The sequence below is a fragment of the Cupriavidus agavae genome, assembly GCF_004217045.1.
Taxonomy (GTDB): domain Bacteria; phylum Pseudomonadota; class Gammaproteobacteria; order Burkholderiales; family Burkholderiaceae; genus Cupriavidus; species Cupriavidus agavae.
Window position 1 is genome coordinate 21727 of record NZ_SGXM01000003.1, and the last position, 16827, is coordinate 38553.

The 16827-nt window shown below is 63.5% G+C and carries 12 protein-coding genes; 11 read left to right on the forward strand and 1 reads right to left on the reverse strand.

Features of this window, described 5'->3' with window-relative positions:
• Positions 1-4 precede the first annotated feature (4 nt).
• The 10 genes from EV147_RS14005 (at position 5) to EV147_RS14050 (ending at position 14997) form a co-directional block, all read left to right on the forward strand.
• The gene (locus tag EV147_RS14005; RefSeq protein WP_130391828.1) at positions 5-7744 is read left to right on the forward strand and encodes a two-partner secretion domain-containing protein; all 7740 of its coding nucleotides are present in this window, start codon (positions 5-7) and stop codon (positions 7742-7744) included.
• 2 nt (positions 7745-7746) lie between these two features.
• A complete protein-coding gene (locus EV147_RS14010) occupies positions 7747-8154 on the forward strand; it encodes a hypothetical protein (RefSeq protein WP_130391829.1) in 408 nt (135 codons plus the stop codon).
• A gap of 29 nt (positions 8155-8183) precedes the next feature.
• Positions 8184-8867: a hypothetical protein gene (locus EV147_RS14015; protein WP_130391830.1), complete on the forward strand. Its 684-nt coding sequence runs from the start codon at positions 8184-8186 to the stop codon at positions 8865-8867.
• Between the two features lie 715 nt (positions 8868-9582).
• Complete coding sequence (locus EV147_RS14020) at positions 9583-10086, forward strand: hypothetical protein (protein ID WP_130391831.1); 504 nt, start codon at positions 9583-9585, stop codon at positions 10084-10086.
• Positions 10086-10394 carry an Imm45 family immunity protein gene (gene imm45 / locus EV147_RS26470; RefSeq protein WP_407923242.1) on the forward strand — a complete coding sequence of 103 codons (309 nt, stop codon included), beginning with the start codon at positions 10086-10088 and terminating at the stop codon, positions 10392-10394. The genes EV147_RS14020 and imm45 overlap by 1 nt, the downstream gene beginning before the upstream one ends.
• A gap of 367 nt (positions 10395-10761) precedes the next feature.
• Positions 10762-11217, forward strand: a complete 456-nt coding sequence (locus EV147_RS14030; RefSeq protein ID WP_130391833.1) for a hypothetical protein — start codon at positions 10762-10764, stop codon at positions 11215-11217.
• 122 nt (positions 11218-11339) lie between these two features.
• Positions 11340-11804, forward strand: a complete 465-nt coding sequence (locus EV147_RS14035) for a hypothetical protein (protein ID WP_130391834.1) — start codon at positions 11340-11342, stop codon at positions 11802-11804.
• Positions 11805-11948: 144 nt separating this feature from the next.
• Entirely contained in the window at positions 11949-12446 is a 498-nt protein-coding gene (locus EV147_RS14040; RefSeq protein WP_130391835.1) for a hypothetical protein, read from the forward strand.
• 123 nt (positions 12447-12569) lie between these two features.
• Positions 12570-13274 (forward strand): response regulator transcription factor, encoded by a 705-nt coding sequence (locus tag EV147_RS14045; protein ID WP_130391836.1) that lies wholly within the window; start codon positions 12570-12572, stop codon positions 13272-13274.
• A 52-nt stretch (positions 13275-13326) separates the two neighbouring features.
• Entirely contained in the window at positions 13327-14997 is a 1671-nt protein-coding gene (locus EV147_RS14050; RefSeq protein WP_130391837.1) for a sensor histidine kinase, read from the forward strand.
• Positions 14998-15007: 10 nt separating this feature from the next.
• Here the strand turns inward: EV147_RS14050 and EV147_RS14055 are convergent, their stop codons facing one another.
• Positions 15008-15514, reverse strand: coding sequence for an SET domain-containing protein (locus EV147_RS14055; RefSeq protein WP_130391838.1), 507 nt, complete (start codon positions 15512-15514; stop codon positions 15008-15010).
• A 936-nt stretch (positions 15515-16450) separates the two neighbouring features.
• On the opposite strand from EV147_RS14055, the gene EV147_RS14060 reads away from it, so the two are divergent.
• A complete protein-coding gene (locus EV147_RS14060; protein ID WP_130391839.1) occupies positions 16451-16729 on the forward strand; it encodes an HU family DNA-binding protein in 279 nt (92 codons plus the stop codon).
• Positions 16730-16827: the final 98 nt, after the last annotated feature.

Sequence of the window (16827 nt, forward strand, 5' to 3'; positions counted from 1 at the left end):
GTCAATGAACAAGCATCTGCATCGCATCATCTTCAACCGGCACCGGGGGCTGCTGATGGCCGTGGCCGAGCATGCGGCCAGCGCCGGCAAGGCGCCGGGCGACGCCAACGCATCGGGAGCCACGCCAGCGCGCTTCGCCACGCTCCGGCCACTGGCGTTCGCGCTGGCCGTGGCGCTCGGGCACGTGGCCTTCGCCGCGCCGGTCTCGGCGCAGATCGTGGCCGACCCGAACGCGCCCGGCAACCAGCGCCCCACGGTGCTCAACGCGCCGAACGGCACGCCGCTGGTCAACATCCAGGCGCCCAGCGCCGGCGGCGTCTCGCGCAACGCGTACAGCCAGTTCGATGTCAGCGCGAACGGCGCCATCCTCAACAACGCACGCAGAAGCGCGCAGACCGAACTGGGCGGCTGGGTCCAGGGCAATCCGTGGCTCGGCGGCGGCACCGCGCGCGTGATCCTCAACGAGGTCAACAGCAGCCACCCGAGCCAGCTGCGCGGCTACGTGGAAGTGGCCGGCGACCGCGCACAGGTCATCATCGCCAATCCGGCCGGCATCACGTGCGACGGCTGCGGCTTCCTCAACGCCAACCGCGTGACGATGACCACCGGCACGCCCGTGCTCAATGGCGGCAGCCTGGAGGGCTACCGCGTGCGGCGCGGTGCGATCGACATCACCGGCGCCGGGATGGATGCGAGCCGGGTCGGCTATACCGACATCATCGCGCGAGCCGTGCGCGTCAACGCCGGCGTCTGGGCCCGGGAACTGAACGTGTCCGCCGGCGCGCAGGACGCACCTGTGGCAGGCGCGGGCTTCACGCCCGCCACAGGCACCGGTGCGGCCCCGGCCTATGCGCTCGATGTCAGCGCACTGGGCGGCATGTACGCCGGCAAGATCAGGCTCGTCGGCACCGAGCACGGGCTTGGCATGCGCAACGCCGGACACCTCGGCGCGCAGGCGGGCGACCTCGTGGTGACCGCCGATGGCCGGCTCGAAAACACCGGCACGATGCAGGCCACGTCAGACCTCCGGATCACGGCGGCCGGCCTCCGCAATACCGGCACCGCCAGCGCGGCGCGCACGCTGGACATGGCAGCGGGCGACGACATCGACAACCGGGGCGGCACGCTGAACGCGGCGCGCGTCTCCGTCGCGGCGCGGTCGCTCGACAACCGCGGCGGCACGATCGCCCAGACCGGCCTGCAGGCGCTGGCCATCGATGCAGGGATGCTGTCGAACCGGGAGGGGCGCGTGGGGGCCGCCGCATCGACCGAAGCGGTGGACAGCGGCCCCGCCGATGGCCACATGCCCAACGCCGGCGCGGGCGGCACCGCCGGCCCGTCCACGCCTGATGGGGGAGCCATCGGCACGCCCGCCACGCCCACGCAGCCTGCCGCCCCGCTTGCGGACGGCGTACTGCGCATCGGCGGCACGATCGACAACGAAGGTGGCACGATCAGCGCCGGCGGCGCCATCGACCTGACCACCCACGGCGGGCTCGACAACAACGGCGGACGGCTCGCGCTGCGCGACCTGTCCACCTCCGGCGGCGACCTCGACAACACCGACGGCGACCTCGCCGTGGCCGGCAACGCCACACTGCGCGCCGGCGTGGTGACGAACCATCGCGGCGACATGGCGATTGGCGGCGACCTGCGCCTCGACGCCGAATCCTTCGGGCAATACGGCGGCACGGTTGAACACGGCGGCGGCCACGCCCGCATCGACGTCGCGGGCGCCTTCGACAACACCGAGAGCCAGTTCGCCAGCAACGCGGCAACGCTGGAGATCCGGACCGGCACGTTCGGCAATATCAACGGCACCGTGCAGGGTGCCCGGGCGGTAACGCTTTCCGCCGCCACGCTCGACAACGCGGGCGGCACCGTGACGGCCGGCGGCACGCTGGCTGCCTCCGCATCCGGTGCGCTCCACAACAATGGCGGCGTGCTGCTGGCCGGCGCCAACGCAACCATGCGCGCCGCCACGCTGACCAACGGCGATGACGGACTGATCGCGTCACAGACAGGCGGCATCGATATCGCCACCACGGGCGCGCTCGACAACGCCGGCGGCACGATCCAGGCCACCGGCGGCCGCATCGAACTGGCCAGTGAAGGGCTCGACAACACCGAAGGCACCCTGGCCGCCGCGAGCATCGGCATCGATACGCGCGGCAAGGCGCTGGACAACACCAGCGGCACGATCGCCGCGCTCGACGGGACGCTCGACCTGCGCAGCGGTGCGCTCGACAACACCGGCGGGCTGCTGCAGGGCGCCGAGGCCGTACGGATCGACACCGGGGGCCAGACGCTGGCCAATGGCGCAGACGGCCATATCGGCAGCGCCGGCGACCTGTCGGTGAGCGCCGGCGATCTCGGCAATGCGGGCACGATCGTCACGGATGCCGCCGCGCGCATCGGCATCGGCGGTACGCTGACCAACAGCGGCACGCTGCAGGCGCAGGACCTGGCGCTCAACGCCGACGCTATCGACAACAGGGCGACCGGCTCGATCCACGGCGCCACCACCGGCGTCGCAGCGCGCGGCGCGCTCGTCAATCGGGGCCTGATCGATGGCGCTGCAACGCGCGTGGAGGCAGCGGACCTCGTCAACCTCGGCACCGGGCGGCTGTACGGCGACGTGCTGGCGATCGAGGCCGGCACACTGGCCAACCGCGAGGAAACCGTCGACGGCGAGACGCACGCCGCCACCATCGCCGCCCGGGAACAGCTCGATATCGGCGCGCGCGACATCCTGAACCGCGAACGGGCGCTGATCTTCAGCGCGGGCGGCCTCGGCGTCGGCGGCAGCCTCGACGAGGACGGCTACGCCACCGGCCGCGCCACGCTCGTGCGCAACGCGAGCGCCACGATCGAATCGCTCGGCGACATGTCGCTCGCCACGGCCGTGCTGCGCAACACCAACGAGCATTTCGCCATCGAGCGGGTGCAGGTGGGCGAGACGGTCAACGGGCGCTACATCCAGCCCAAGGGCGACCCGAACCGGTATGACGTGAATGACCTGCAGTGGGAGTCGTGGAGCCGCGCCGGCCGCTATCGGGGCAAGGCCGATGCCGACCCCGCCATCGCCGGCCAGCCGATCCAGGACTTCACCGATTACGACATCTCCACGACGCGCTTCGCCGACCGCGTGAAGGAAAGCGCGCCCGCCATCATCCGCGCGGGCGGCTCGATCGATCTCGACGGCGACGACCTGCTGAACGACCGCAGCCAGATCCTCGCCGGTGGAGCGCTGACCGGTGCGGCGGACCAGCTCCGCAATCTCGACGCCAAAGGCGAAGAGGTCATCCGGCGCGTGGGCACGAGCCAGTACACCTATGGCAAGTGGCGCGGCGGACTGCGGCGCTACACCCAGCGCCTGTGGGACCCCAGGGTCGCCTACACCCCCGCCGACGAGATCCGCTCGATCGACCTCGGCGTCGCGGTGGCAGGCGGCCACTACCGGGGTGACGCCACAGGCCACGGCATCGGCGAGCGCGAAGCCGGCGGCGACACCGGCATGCGCGCCGTCCAAGTCGACACGGCCGGCGGCGATCCCATGCAGGTGCGCACCCTCGACTTCCGGCCCGATGTCCCGGCCGGCAGCCTGTTCCGCCCTGCCCCGGCCTCGGGCAGCTACCTGATCGAGACCGATCCGCGCTTTGCCGACTATCGCCAATGGCTGTCGTCGGACTACCTGCTCGGCCAGCTCGGTATCGATCCGGCGACGCTGCAGAAGCGCCTGGGCGACGGCTTCCACGAACAGAAGCTCGTACGCGAGCAGATCGGCCAACTGACCGGCCGCCGCTTCCTCGACGGCCATGCCAGCGACGAAGCCCAGTACCGCGCGCTGCTCGCCAATGGCGCGACGGCCGCGCAGACGCTGCAACTGCGGCCCGGCGTGGCACTCACGGCGGCGCAGATGGCCCAGCTGACAAGCGACATCGTCTGGCTCGTGGAGCAGACGGTGACGCTACCCAACGGCGCCACGGCCCGGGCGCTCGTGCCGCAGGTGTACGTGCGCGCGAAGCCGGACGACCTCAGGGGCGACAGCACGCTGATTGCCGCCGATGTGGTGGATCTGCGCCTGCGCGGCGATCTCGACAATGCCGGCACCATCGCCGGGCGCCGCGCCGTGCGGCTCGAAGGCGAGACGCTGCGGAACCTCGGCGGGCGCGTCACCGGCGACATCGTCGCCATGCAGGCCCGCCAGGACATCGACAACGTCGGCGGGACGATCGACGCAGGCTCGGCACTGGCCGTGCAGGCCGGACGCGACCTGCGGCTGGCCTCGACCACGCGCAGCGACGCGAAGCAGGCAGGCGCAAGCACGTTCAGCCGCACCAACGTCGACCGCATGGCCGGCCTCTATGTCACCCGGCCCGGCGGCACGCTGCTGGCGACGGCGGGCAACGATATCGCACTCGATGGCGCCCGGATCGCCAACACCGGCAAGGACGGCCGCACGGCCATCGTGGCGGGCCGCGACCTGAAACTCGGCACCGTGCAGGTGGGTGTGCAGGAAAACAGCGTGCGCAACGCAGGCAACTACCTGCGCCAGGGTAGCACGCAGGAGACTGGCACGGACATCCGGACCACCGGCGACGTGACGCTCTCCGCCGGACGGGACCTCGACGCGCGCGCCGCTCAGGTCACCAGCGATGCCGGGGCACTGCTGGCCATCGCCGGCCGCGACGCCACGCTGGCCGCCGGCCGGAACACCAGCAACTGGAGCGAGGGCCGCGACCACCAGCGCAGCGGCCTGCTGGGCGCATCGCGCACGATCACGCGCGACACCCTCGCCGAAACCACGGCACAGGCCACCACGTTCAGCGGCGCAACGACCGGCGTCCATGCCGGGCGCGATATTGCGCTGACCGGCAGCAATGCGGTTTCCGATTTCGGCACCAAGCTGATGGCCGGGCGCCACGTCAACATCGACGCCGCGCAGAACACCACCTCGGAAAGCCACTTCAAGGAGACACGGAAGTCCGGCTTTCTCTACAACGGCGGCGCCGCGTTCACGATCGGCACGCAGCAGCAGAGCGCCGACGCCCGCAACACGCGCACCACGGCGGCAGCCTCGACAGTGGGCGCGACGCAGGGCGACGTGAAGGTCGTGGCGGGCGGCGCGTACCGCCAGACCGGCAGCCATGTGGTGGCGCCGAAGGGCGATATCGACATCCTCGCCAGAAAGGTGGAGGTCGTGGAGGCGCGTGAGGCGAGCCACAGCGTCGAGGAAAGCCGGTTCCGGCAGTCGGGGCTGACCGTGGCCGTGACCGCGCCGGTGATCGCCGCCATCGAAACCGCGCAGCAGATGACGCGCGCCGCGGGCAACACCTCGGACGGCCGCATGCAGGTGCTGGCCGGTGCCACCACGGCACTGGCCGCGAAAAACGCCGGCGATGCCATCGCGGCCGATCCGCAGACCGGGGGCGGCGTGGGCGTCTCCATCACGGTGGGCGGCAGCCAGAGCCAGAGCAAGACCACCACGCGCGGCGACAGCGCCGCCGGTTCGACGCTCGCGGCGGGCGGCAACCTGCGCGTCCGGGCCACCGGCGACGGCGCCGATTCCACGCTGACCCTGCGTGGCGCCAACGTGAGCGCCGGCGAGAACCTCGGGCTGAAGGCCGACGGGAAGATCAGCATGCTCGCCGCCGAGAACACGTCCGACCTGCGCCGCGACAGCAGCAGCACAAGCGGCGGCGTAGGGGTGGCGATCCAGTTCGGCCAGGGCGGCGCCGCGTTCGGCGTGACGGCCAATGCCAGCGGCTCGCGCGGCAAGGGCGAAGGCACCGACACGACCTGGACCAACACCCAGGTCAACGCCGGCAAGACGCTCAGGATCGAATCGGGCGGAGACACGGAACTGAACGGCGCGGTGGCGCGCGGCGAGCGGATCAGTGCCGATATCGGCGGCAACCTCAGGGTTGGCAGCCTGCAGGACACGCACGACTACCGCAGCAAGGACCAGAGCGCGGGCGGCAGCGTCACGGTGGGCTTCGGCTTCTCGGGCAGCGCCAACCTGGGCCAGCAAAAGATCGACAGCCGCTACGCAAGCGTGGCCGAACAGTCCGGCCTGAAGGCAGGCGATGGCGGCTTCGACATCCGGGTGGGCGGCAACACGGCCCTCGACGGCGGCGTCATCACGTCCACACGCCAGGCCGCCGAAGACGGACGCAACCGGTTGGACACCGCCACGCTCACCACGTCCGACATCGACAACCACGCCGACTACAAGGCCAGCAGCGTCAGCATCGGCGGCGGGTTCTCGTCGAAAGGATCGGCCGGGAAGGGCAACGATGGCGGCGGCGTGGGTACCAACCAGCGGGGTCAGGCGGCCACGGGCGGAGACAAGGTGCCCGGTACTGACCTGCCCTCGTCTGGCGGCTTCAGCGTCGCGCCGCCGGTCGCCATCGGCGCGCGGGGCAACGCGCGCAGCACCACCCGCAGCGGCATCAGCGACGCCGACATCACGATCCGCGATATCGCCGGCCAGCAGGCGCTGACCGGACAGACCGCCGACAACACCCTCGCCGGCCTGAACCGCCATGTCTCGACGGAGGTGGACGGCAGCAACCGCCTTGACCAGATCTTCGACGAAAAGAAGATCCAGGCCGGCTTCGAGATCGTTGGCGCGCTGCAGCGGGAGACCGGCGCGTTCCTGAACAATCGGGCCCGGGAAGCGGACGCCCTCAAGCAGGCGCGCGACGACGAAACCGACCCGACCCGCCGCGCCGAGCTCGACCGGCAATATCAGGACGCCGCCAAATGGGGCCCCGGCGGCGACTACCGCCGTATCGCATCGGCACTGACCGCCGCCGCCGGCGGCAACGTCACGGGATCGACCGCCCAGTTCGCCCAGAGCGCCGCCGTGGGCTACCTGCAGGGACTTGGCGCCACCGGCGTCAAACGCCTCGCCGACAGCCTCGGCGAAGGCACTCCCGGCGCCGAATCGGCCCGCGCCGCGCTGCACGCCATCGTCGGCTGCGCCGGTGCGGCATCCGCCACCCAGGCTTGCGGCGCCGGGGCCATGGGCGCGGCCACCGGCTCGCTCATCGGCACCCTGATGGGCCCCACCGACGGCCTCAGCGCGTCGGAAAAACAGGTACGGCTCGACGCGGTGCGCAGCCTCGTGGCCGGCATCGCCGGCGCCAGCGGGGTGGATGCGGGTACCGCGACAAATGCGGCGACGTTCGAGGGGGAGAACAACCAGCTGGCAGCCCCCGCGCCGCCTCCCGGCCCAATCTGGACGCCAGGCCAACCGATCGATCCCTTCCGAACCCCAGGCCAGCCAGCGGACCCGGGCGAGGCTACGGTGATGGGCACGCCCGATGAGTCGGACAAGAACGGCGCGACGCTGTTAGGGCAGCCGGTGGCCGACGTGCTGGAAGAAGCGCTCGAAGGGGTGAAGAAGCCGCTCTATATTCCGCTACAGGTGGTGGAGGGGTTGGGGGCGGTATTTAGTGGGGAATCTGACGATGGAGTGCTGGCGACCTTGGAAGGGGCTACACGTGCAGGGGCAACGAAGGGGCGCAGCAAGATATGGGAAAAATCAGGAGGAATGCAAGCCGCCGAGAAGGACTTTGACGGCTTATCTCCCACCGCCGTAAAGGAATATACCGACGGTATGCGGGTTGGGACACTAGCCGATGGACGGACCGTCATTGTTCGTCCCGACAGCGAGGACGGGCGCCCAACATTGGAAATTCAAAAAGGAAAAAATCGACTGAAAATAAGATATTAATCATGAAAAACTATCGCATTCTTACTCATACGCTTCTTCCATCGCGCCTATGCGAGTTCAGCGAACTGACTGACCTTTATGGAACGCTTAATATCGCGATAACGACGCAGACCGACAACGAAATATCCATCAAATTTGATGACTATCTCTTCTACAGCAAACAGGATGAGGGCGACGCTTTGAAGACGTTGAAGGAACTAAAGAAGTTTGACCTTCTGGGAAACACTTTGATTCGCGCCGACGGGTCAACTCTTCTAAGGTGGTTCTCCAGAGAGACATTCTCCATTCGCAATAGCCGCGTTATGCAACATTACATAATACTGACCAATAACGATATTATTAATGTTCTTTCACTTTCGGAACCCGAAATAAGCGAAGTCAAGAAGGGGGCCGTCGCACCACCTCTTTGAACTTGCATGATAAAGCAGGGAAAATCACCATGACTGCTGAAGGGAGCATCGCGTTTTCCTTGGTCGAGGACACATTTCTCGACGGCAGGCTATACAGGTTCGACTCGCAATCCAGCTACGGCAATCTCAAAATTGGAATAATGGAGTGGCTCGTCACGGTCTTCTACATCGAAGACAAGACCCCACATTTCACCCACTGTCTAGCTAAAGCATGGAGAGTCGTAACTCATGCCGTTCCCAGCGCTAAATTCTGGCTGGTCTATGGAGATCCCGGCTGGCGGCCGAATAATCGCATCGCGCGATACAAGCGACTACTTAAGAATCCGCAAGTCAAAGCACTATGCGCTAGCAACACAGAGGAACCTTTCGAAATCTTGTTAGAAACGCAAGATGGAATTAAATACTCCATAGCCGTCCCCGTTACCTTCGACAAGCTTGGCGAGCTTACTTGGTTCTTTGACATAAGCAAATCCTCCTTCTTGGTAGCCTCTGCATCACAACTTGATTGGACGGAACTACTAAACCGGGGGGTACCGTCTCCACGAGACTGGGATAACTGTCATGAGTTGGTCGCACCGATTGTTGATAGCGGTGGCGTCATCTTCCGGCGCTTCGGGTTCTTCGATGACACCAACGTCGGAGTGCAGGCACTCGCATCGTCGGCATTGGTTAGGCTCATTCGGGGAAACGAGAGAGATCCATATGAATCATAAGTCGGCACATCAAATTATCGGCCAATCCCGAGAACCGTTACCTAGTCATAAGTTAATGAAACCGAGCTGTAGCGCATCGCCTGTCCATAGTATCCACCGACCACAAGGCGGGGTTAATCTTGGTGCGCTTAAACATCGAATCGTCACTTGATTTTGGTGCAAATCGGATATCGACGAAATAAATGCTTGATAACTGGAGGAGTTGGAGCCGCTGGAATCGATTGATAAGGCGCGCAAGAAGCTTCTACAGACTGACGAATGAAACTTGGGGTTAGCAGGGTTATTTTCCCACGCTTCGGTTTTGACGATTCCGATGTTGGCGTGCAGGCACGTGTCCCGTTGCAGGTGATGGAGGGGGTGGGGGGCGATATTCTCGGGGGGCGAAGAGGAGGCTGAGGTCGGGATCAACGTTCCTCCCAACATGTCGCCTCCAGGAGCGGGAAGACGGCGTGCTTTCCGAGAAGCAAAACGCGCGTCTGGTATTCCGACGAGTCAACAGCCCGAAGCACAACAAGTATTAGAGAAATCAATACAGGACGGCAAGCAAAGGTATGGCGTTAAGGATGGAAAAATATATGAGTTCCAACCCGACAACGTTGGAGGTTGGCTCGGATACCCGGTTTTCAGGCATAGAACCTTCCGTGGAAGTTCTCCGAGAGTTCGTGCGTAGAGGAGATCTAACGAAACCGCAGTATGGGAAGATTCGGAGAGGAAAATGATCTACAGGTTACGCATGATATTCGAAGCATTGAAATCGGCATCACCTTTGGATTTGGGCTTCAGCCCGGATTCCAAGCTGGGATCGATAAAGTTAGTGATCGACCATTTGTCTTCCGAAGACTGTTTTGAAATCTTGAACCTAAACTGGAATGTCGCTGAGCCTTTGGAATGGTTTCGAAAGAATGGTTATCAAATTCTTAACGAGCCATTGCCCCCATTCATCGGATGGAAAGGGTCGATATATAAATCCATACTCGAATTCTGGGAGAGAGAAGACACCACGGATTTTGAAGACGATTGCACGTACCAATACAGGACACGGCACCATATGTGCTTTGGTTTTCGAGGCGTCCAGATTCCTGCCATTTACCTTGGAACTGGCCCCAACGGTTGGGAAGTTTCGGGCGTAAGGGACGGAACGCCATACGTTTACCAGGTTGATCTCCCCATGTTCCTAGAGAGCCTCAATACCCTGCCTTACAATCTGAAAGTAAAATGATGAAGATTAGGAAACTCTTGGACATACGCGAGCGTTCGATTCGCTACGGCTCCGTATTCCGTGTCCTGGGTAAATGGCCTTACGAACCCCTCGTAGATTTTCTACTTGTGTATTCTCCCGGCTGCGATAGGAAAAGCAATCTTGTAGTAAGCACTGGCCATAAGGCCGGATTGATTATGGAACGCCTTCCTCTCGAGTCGTCCCTTGAGCATGGAGCAAATGGAATATCAACCAAATGGGCTATCAGCAATTGGGATGAATGGATTTATCCGGACTGCCCCATCGAAGACGTGTTCGTAATAGATTGATATCAGATCAATTAGTCTCATAGCCAACTTCCAGGGGGAATGCAGCGCCGCCTCATAGTCATGTGTGCAAGAGCGCTACACAAATTGTACCTAACATAATAATGGCCCAAGACGTCGAAACAAAAATTCTTATCGCTAGTGATCTTGATTTCGATGAATTGGTCGCCGGGATCTATTTGAACGAAGTCTTCTTAGCATTGCTGAGCCAGGATAATGGCAAAGAAAACCTAGACATAATTTTTCAGACAGTCCCGACAGAATCGAAAAGATTCCTCTCTCCTGGCTGCTGGAATCGATTGATAAGGCGCGCAAGAAGCTTCTACAGACTGACGAATGAAACTGCGAATGACAGTACGGGAGATCAGATATGGAACAAAATAATAAACGGATACTTAATACCAACGAGATTCAAATCTTACTTTTTTTTTTGCAGAACAACGGCCAGCTAAATCGAACGACGATCAATGATAAGGGGTGGGGCATCGCCGAACTCGATGACAAAGCATTGTTCGATGAAGATGCCGAAAACATCGGCAATGCCTTTGCCGCAGGAGGGGCTGCTGAATTCTTCGTTGCGAAGATCGACGATCTGGTCGGGGCGTCGTACCCCGTGGAATCGTTCGCCTTCTCGGCTTCGCTAAGAGGCGTCGAGCAGTTCCAAACCGACCCTTGGCTTGAACTCAATCTCGAGGACTGCCTATTCTTCAGTTTTCCAATCTTTGGCTTGGTATATCGACCCGGATGGGTAAAGACAACCTACGTTGCCGGACGAGAAGATTTCGTAGTACGGGCCAGCGCCGCACCCGGTTGGAAACGAAAATAGCAGGCGGGAATCGAAAAAGGCTTAAACACTTCTCCAGATGAAGTAGATTCCTCGATAAAGGTCGAGTGAGAGAGGCGTTTCGACATGAAGTTCCAAATAGTAAAGATTATGCAAAAACCTAAATGGACATACGAAAATTTTGTCGAAGCCAACCCCGAAAAAAATTCTCCTGGTCTGACTATTTACATGCCACGAGCACACACCTCGATCTTCAAGGCGACGCATATCTCGCGTTCTTTGAGCTATTCCGCCCACGTTTTATAGAAGTTGATGGCGTTATATTCGTTTCGGAACTCTTCTCTCGTAAAGAATACGACGAATCCCTTGCCAGAGGTCGCACCTCGTTGACCATACAGCCCTGGATGAATATGTTGGAGATTACCGCACTGTTCAACTCCATTGAGCTCAAAGATGCCAAGCGGATAGCGGATGCAGTCAGCCATTCGTGGAATGACAAACTGATAGCCGAGTTCGGATCCAACTCCATTCAGGCACAAGTTATCGTAGAAGAAGCACAGGACGAGGTTTTTGTAACCGTCGGACAATTCCAGACGGCTTCCGGTCGATCTAAAGCTCACTCGGGGTGAGGGGCGATGCCTTGAAGACGCTAAAGGAACTGAATGCACCCCATCACAAAACCTGCCAAACCACCCACTTCATGACCTCCGTCATGGACAGCCTGCGCAACACGCAGGAAATTGGCGCTTCCATTCAGCCAACTTCTGCGCGCCATGACCACCATCTACCGACTGGTCCTCGAATTCCAGCCGTTTCCCGTGATCTCCCCGCTCGTGCTCGGCTTCCCCGAGGACGCGTTGACCGGGACGATTACGCTGCGCGTCGACAACGCCGTGACGTACGAATTCAGCGAGATCATGACGGTGAAATGGGACTACCGGGAGCTGGTGGCGTGGTTCACGCGGAACCGTGAGGCGCTGATCGAGGAGCGGTTGCCGGCGTTCATTGGCTGGCGGACGTCGATCTTCGAGTCGATGCAGCAGTTCTACAGGGACGACGATGCGCTCGATGCGCAGGACGACGAGGCTTTCGAGTACCGCACGCGGCATCAGTTGAACTTCGGGCTACGGGGGCTGGAAGTGGCGCCAACTTATCTGGGGAGGGGTCCGAACGGCTGGGAGGTTTCCGGGGAGAGGAATGGCAAGCCGTTCGTCTATCGCATCGATCTTCCGGGCTTTCTTGAACGGTTCCGGGAGGCGCGCGCCGCCTGACGCCCCATTCATGCGCCTTTATCTGACGCAGGCACTTCCGCCGTCAGCCAACTGAAAGGCAAGCCGGGAAACTCTCGGTACAATCCGTGACATTGTTACAACCGCTCAAAGTCACGGTCCGCCATGCGTATCCTGCTGATCGAAGATGACCGTCAAATCGCCAGCGGCGTGGAGGCTGGCCTGTCGCGGGCTGGGCACCAGGTGCGCGTGGTGCATGACGGCGTCTATGCCACCGACCATCTGCTCAAGGAGCAGCATGACCTCGTGATCCTCGACCTCGGACTGCCCGGGATCGACGGCATGACCCTGCTGGCGCGCTATCGGGCGCGCAATCGCACCACCCCGGTGATCATCCTGACCGCGCGGGACGAACTTGAAGACAAGCTGTCGGGCCTCAATGCCGGGGCTGACGATTATCTGGTCAAGCCGTTCGCGCTGCCCGAGCTGGAAGCACGCGTGCGCGTGCTGCTGCGGCGCAGCCAGCATGGCGAGGCGGCGCCCGAGCGCGATGTGCGGCTGGGCCGGCTGCGGCTGTCGGGCAACGACCGCCGGATGTTTGTCGACGGCCGACCGCTTGAACTGTCGCCGCGTGAGTTCGCGGTGCTCGAACTGCTGCTGCAGCGCCAGGGCCGTGTGGTCAGCAAGGCGCAACTGCAGGATCACCTGGCCACGTTTGCGCATCCGGCTGGCGAAGGCGGCGATACCGTCGGCGATACGGCGATCGAGGTTTATGTGCACCGCGTGCGCAAGAAGCTCGAAGAGGCCGATGTGGAGATCGTCACCGTGCGCGGCTTCGGATATCTGTTGCAGATCCGTGGCGGACACTGAGCCCCTTCCGGCGCGCCGGCCCCGCTCCAGGCGCGCCCGCTGACGTCCCGCCATGTGGCCGCGTTCGCACTCCTCCTCCGCCCAGCCCGGCGAATCCACCACGCGGGGCCGGCACCGGCGCGGCAATGCCATGCTGCGTGGCACCTCGAACCCGAGTCTGCGGGTCCACCTGCTGCGTGCGCTGGCCACGCCGTTGTTCGCGCTGGTGCTGACCAGCGGATCGCTATCCTACTGGCTGGCCGCGCACTACACCACGCAGGTATTCGACCGGGCGCTGTATGGCGTGGCGAACAATATCGCGCAGCAGATCCGTATTGCCGGGCCGCGCCTGGAACAGGATATCCCGGCCATTGCCCAGACGTTGGTCGAGGCGGAAGGTTCCGATCGCATCTACTGGCGCATCCATGGCCCTGACGGGCTGATCGGCGGCATGGATACCTGGCTCGGCTATGGCACGGGCCAGACCTCGCTCCATGACGCCCGGCTGTTCTACGCATGGTTCAGCGGCCGCCAGGTGCGTGCCGTGCGGCTACCGGTCAGCCTGCCGAGCACCGCCAGCGATGAACTGGGGACCACCGCCGAGCCGCAGTTGCCGCGCGGGCCCATCGTTGTCGAAGTGGCCGAGTTGCTGGACCGGCGCGAGACGGCGGCCAACGAAATCCTGCTGTCGGTGTCGGTGCCGCTGATCCTGCTGCTGCTGGTGGGCAGCCTGATCCTCTCGCACGTGCTCAAGGAAGAGCTGGTGCCGCTGCAGATCCTGACCGACAAGCTGAACCGCCAGACCGCGCGCTCGATGGCGCCGCTCGACGAATCCCAGGTGCCAGCCGAGGTGGAGCCGCTGATCCGGGGCCTGAACGCGTTGCTGTCGCGGCTGCGCGACGCACTCGACGCCCAGCGCAAGTTCATTGCCGACGCGGCCCATCAGTTGCGCACCCCGCTGACCGCCGTCAAGCTGCACGCGGACCGGGCCGTCGAAGCCGATACCCTGGACGTGGCCCGCCATGCCCTGCGCGAGGTACAGACCGCCGCCGATCGCGCCGTGCGGCTGTCGAACCAGTTGCTGTCGCTGGCGCGCGCCGAGCCGGGCCTGTCGCTGGAGCGGCTCGGGCCGGTGGAACATTTCGACCTGGCGGAACTGGCGTTCGAGGTAGGTGCGGAATGGGTGCCGCAGGCGCTGGCGCGGCGCGTGGATCTCGGATTCGAGGTACTGCCCGGCCCCACCTTCACGGGCGGCGCCCCGGCCATGGTGCGCGGCAACCGGCTCCTGATGCGCGAGGCGCTGTCGAATCTGGTCGACAACGCGGTGAAATACGTGCCAGCCGGCGGCCGGATCACGGTACGGGCGGGCGGCGAGGCGATGGGCCATCGCGGCATGGCCGTGGTGATGGTCGAGGACAACGGCCCCGGCATCGCACTGGCGCGCCGTGAGGAAGTCTTCAAACGCTTCTTCCGGGGCGATCACACGCCAGGCGCCCAGCCAGTGCAGGCGGCGCCGAGCGGCGCGGGCCTGGGGCTGGCCATCGTCCATGAAATCGTGACGCTGCACCAGGGCACGATTCGCATCGAGGATGCCCCGGCGCCTCATCCCTCCGCCGTGCCGGCAGCTACCCCGGTCATGGCCGGGACCGACGAAGGCGTCGTGCGCGACGCGCAGGAGCGCCGCGCGTCGATGCGCTTCGTGATCCGGATCCCCTGCGAGGCACCCGGCACCGCCATGGCCTGAGCCGAACGGCTTACTTCTTGTCCTTCGGTGCCAGCATCGTGCCCCGGCACTTCGGGCTGCCGCAGCGGCACTCGTATTCCTTCTTCAGCTTCTTGGTATAGCGCGCGTCGATCACCAGGCCGTAGTCATAGAACAGCTCTTCGCCCATGGCGATGTCGCGCAGCGCGTGGATGAACACGCGGCCCTTCTTTTCGCGCGCCTCGCAGTTCGGTTCGCAGGCGTGGTTGATCCAGCGTGCCCGGTTGCCGCCGAACTTGGCGTCGATCACGTTGCCGTCATCGAGGCTGAAGTAGAAAGTGTGGTTCGGATCGGACGGATCGTGGGGATGGCGGTCCAGCGCTTCCTTCCAGGAAATGTGCTCGCCCTTGTACTCGATCACGCGCTCGCCTTCGGCGATGGCACCCATCGCGTAGACACCCTTGCCATGCACGCCCGACTGGCGCACCTCGATGCGATCGCCGGCCGTCTTCTTCTTGCCTGCCTTCTTCTCTTTGGTGTCCTTGGGCTTGTCCGACATGTGCTGAGATTCCTGGGTATGGGCCACCGGTCCAGTCCGGCGCGAACCGGATGATACCTGTGCGCCATGCGCAGGTATACGCACGAAGTCAGCCTGCGGCACGTATACCGATGTGGATAACCGGGCCCGTTTCTGTGGATAAGCGCATGGGTTAGGTGTGGGCTGCCTGGGGCTGGCCTGGGGACGGTATACGAACAAGTCGGCGGGTATACCTGCCCTCCGTCTGCCGGACGGTTGAGTCATCCACGCGAGCCAGACGTTCATCCCTGTACTTTCGGTATACGTAAACGCCTGATCTGATTGACGTATACGTGGTTGTCCACAGAAAAGGCCCGTGCTTATCTATCACTACTATTTGTATACATGAAAAGAAGATGTAAACCGTACGGAGGAGAGGCGCCGGAGCGCGGTATACCTCTCGCCAGACCCGCCGGGCCATCGTTCGTGGTCTGATGAAAAATCAGGCACCGTCGCCTGATGGAATGCCGCATGGCAGAGGTATACGTCCGGAGATGCCGCCGTATACCGGCACCGCCTCGCCAACGCGTTTACAGGTGCCCTGCATCGCCTGATGCGACGTATACGTCCCCGAGTCAGTGCACGAACCAAAAACGACGTATACGGCCTCTGGGAGGCTCTGCAGCGATTTCAGCGGGTCGGCCGCCGGTATACATCGCGTCTTCGCCACTTGTCTGCCACTTCTCCGTCGCACTGTTCACCCGCCTGGCGGCTCCGCCGACCCCCTTCCCGAGCCCTGCGATCACCCGCGAACCTTGTCCTGAGGCGGCTTCCCGGCGGGTGGCCGTAACAAACTGTTCCCGGTGAGGCGTGTCCGACACGGTATGATGTGGCCCGCGGCGTCTTTGCCAGGGCGGCTTCCCCCGAGGGAGCCTCCGGGCCGGACGTCAGTTTTTCCAACTCGATACGGAGTGAAGCATGACGAAAACCGAACTGATCGACGCAATCGCAGCAGGCGTGGACGGTCTGACCAAGGCCAAGGCCGAGCAGGCCCTGAACGTGACGCTGAACGCCATCATGGATGCCGTGGCCAAGGGCGACACCCTGAGCCTGATCGGCTTTGGCACCTTCAGTAAGGGCGAGCGCGGCGAGCGCATGGCCCGCAACCCGCGCACCGGCGAAGAAATCAAGGTCGAAGCTGCGAAGACCGTGAAGTTCAAGGCAGGCCAGAAGTTCAAGGACGCCGTCAACAACTAATGCCGACGGGCACATTGCTGGCCCGCTCCGCATGACCCCGCCGTGCCGCCGCCGAAGCCCCATCGCGGCGTCAGGTGCGCAGCGCGCGGGGGACGTTA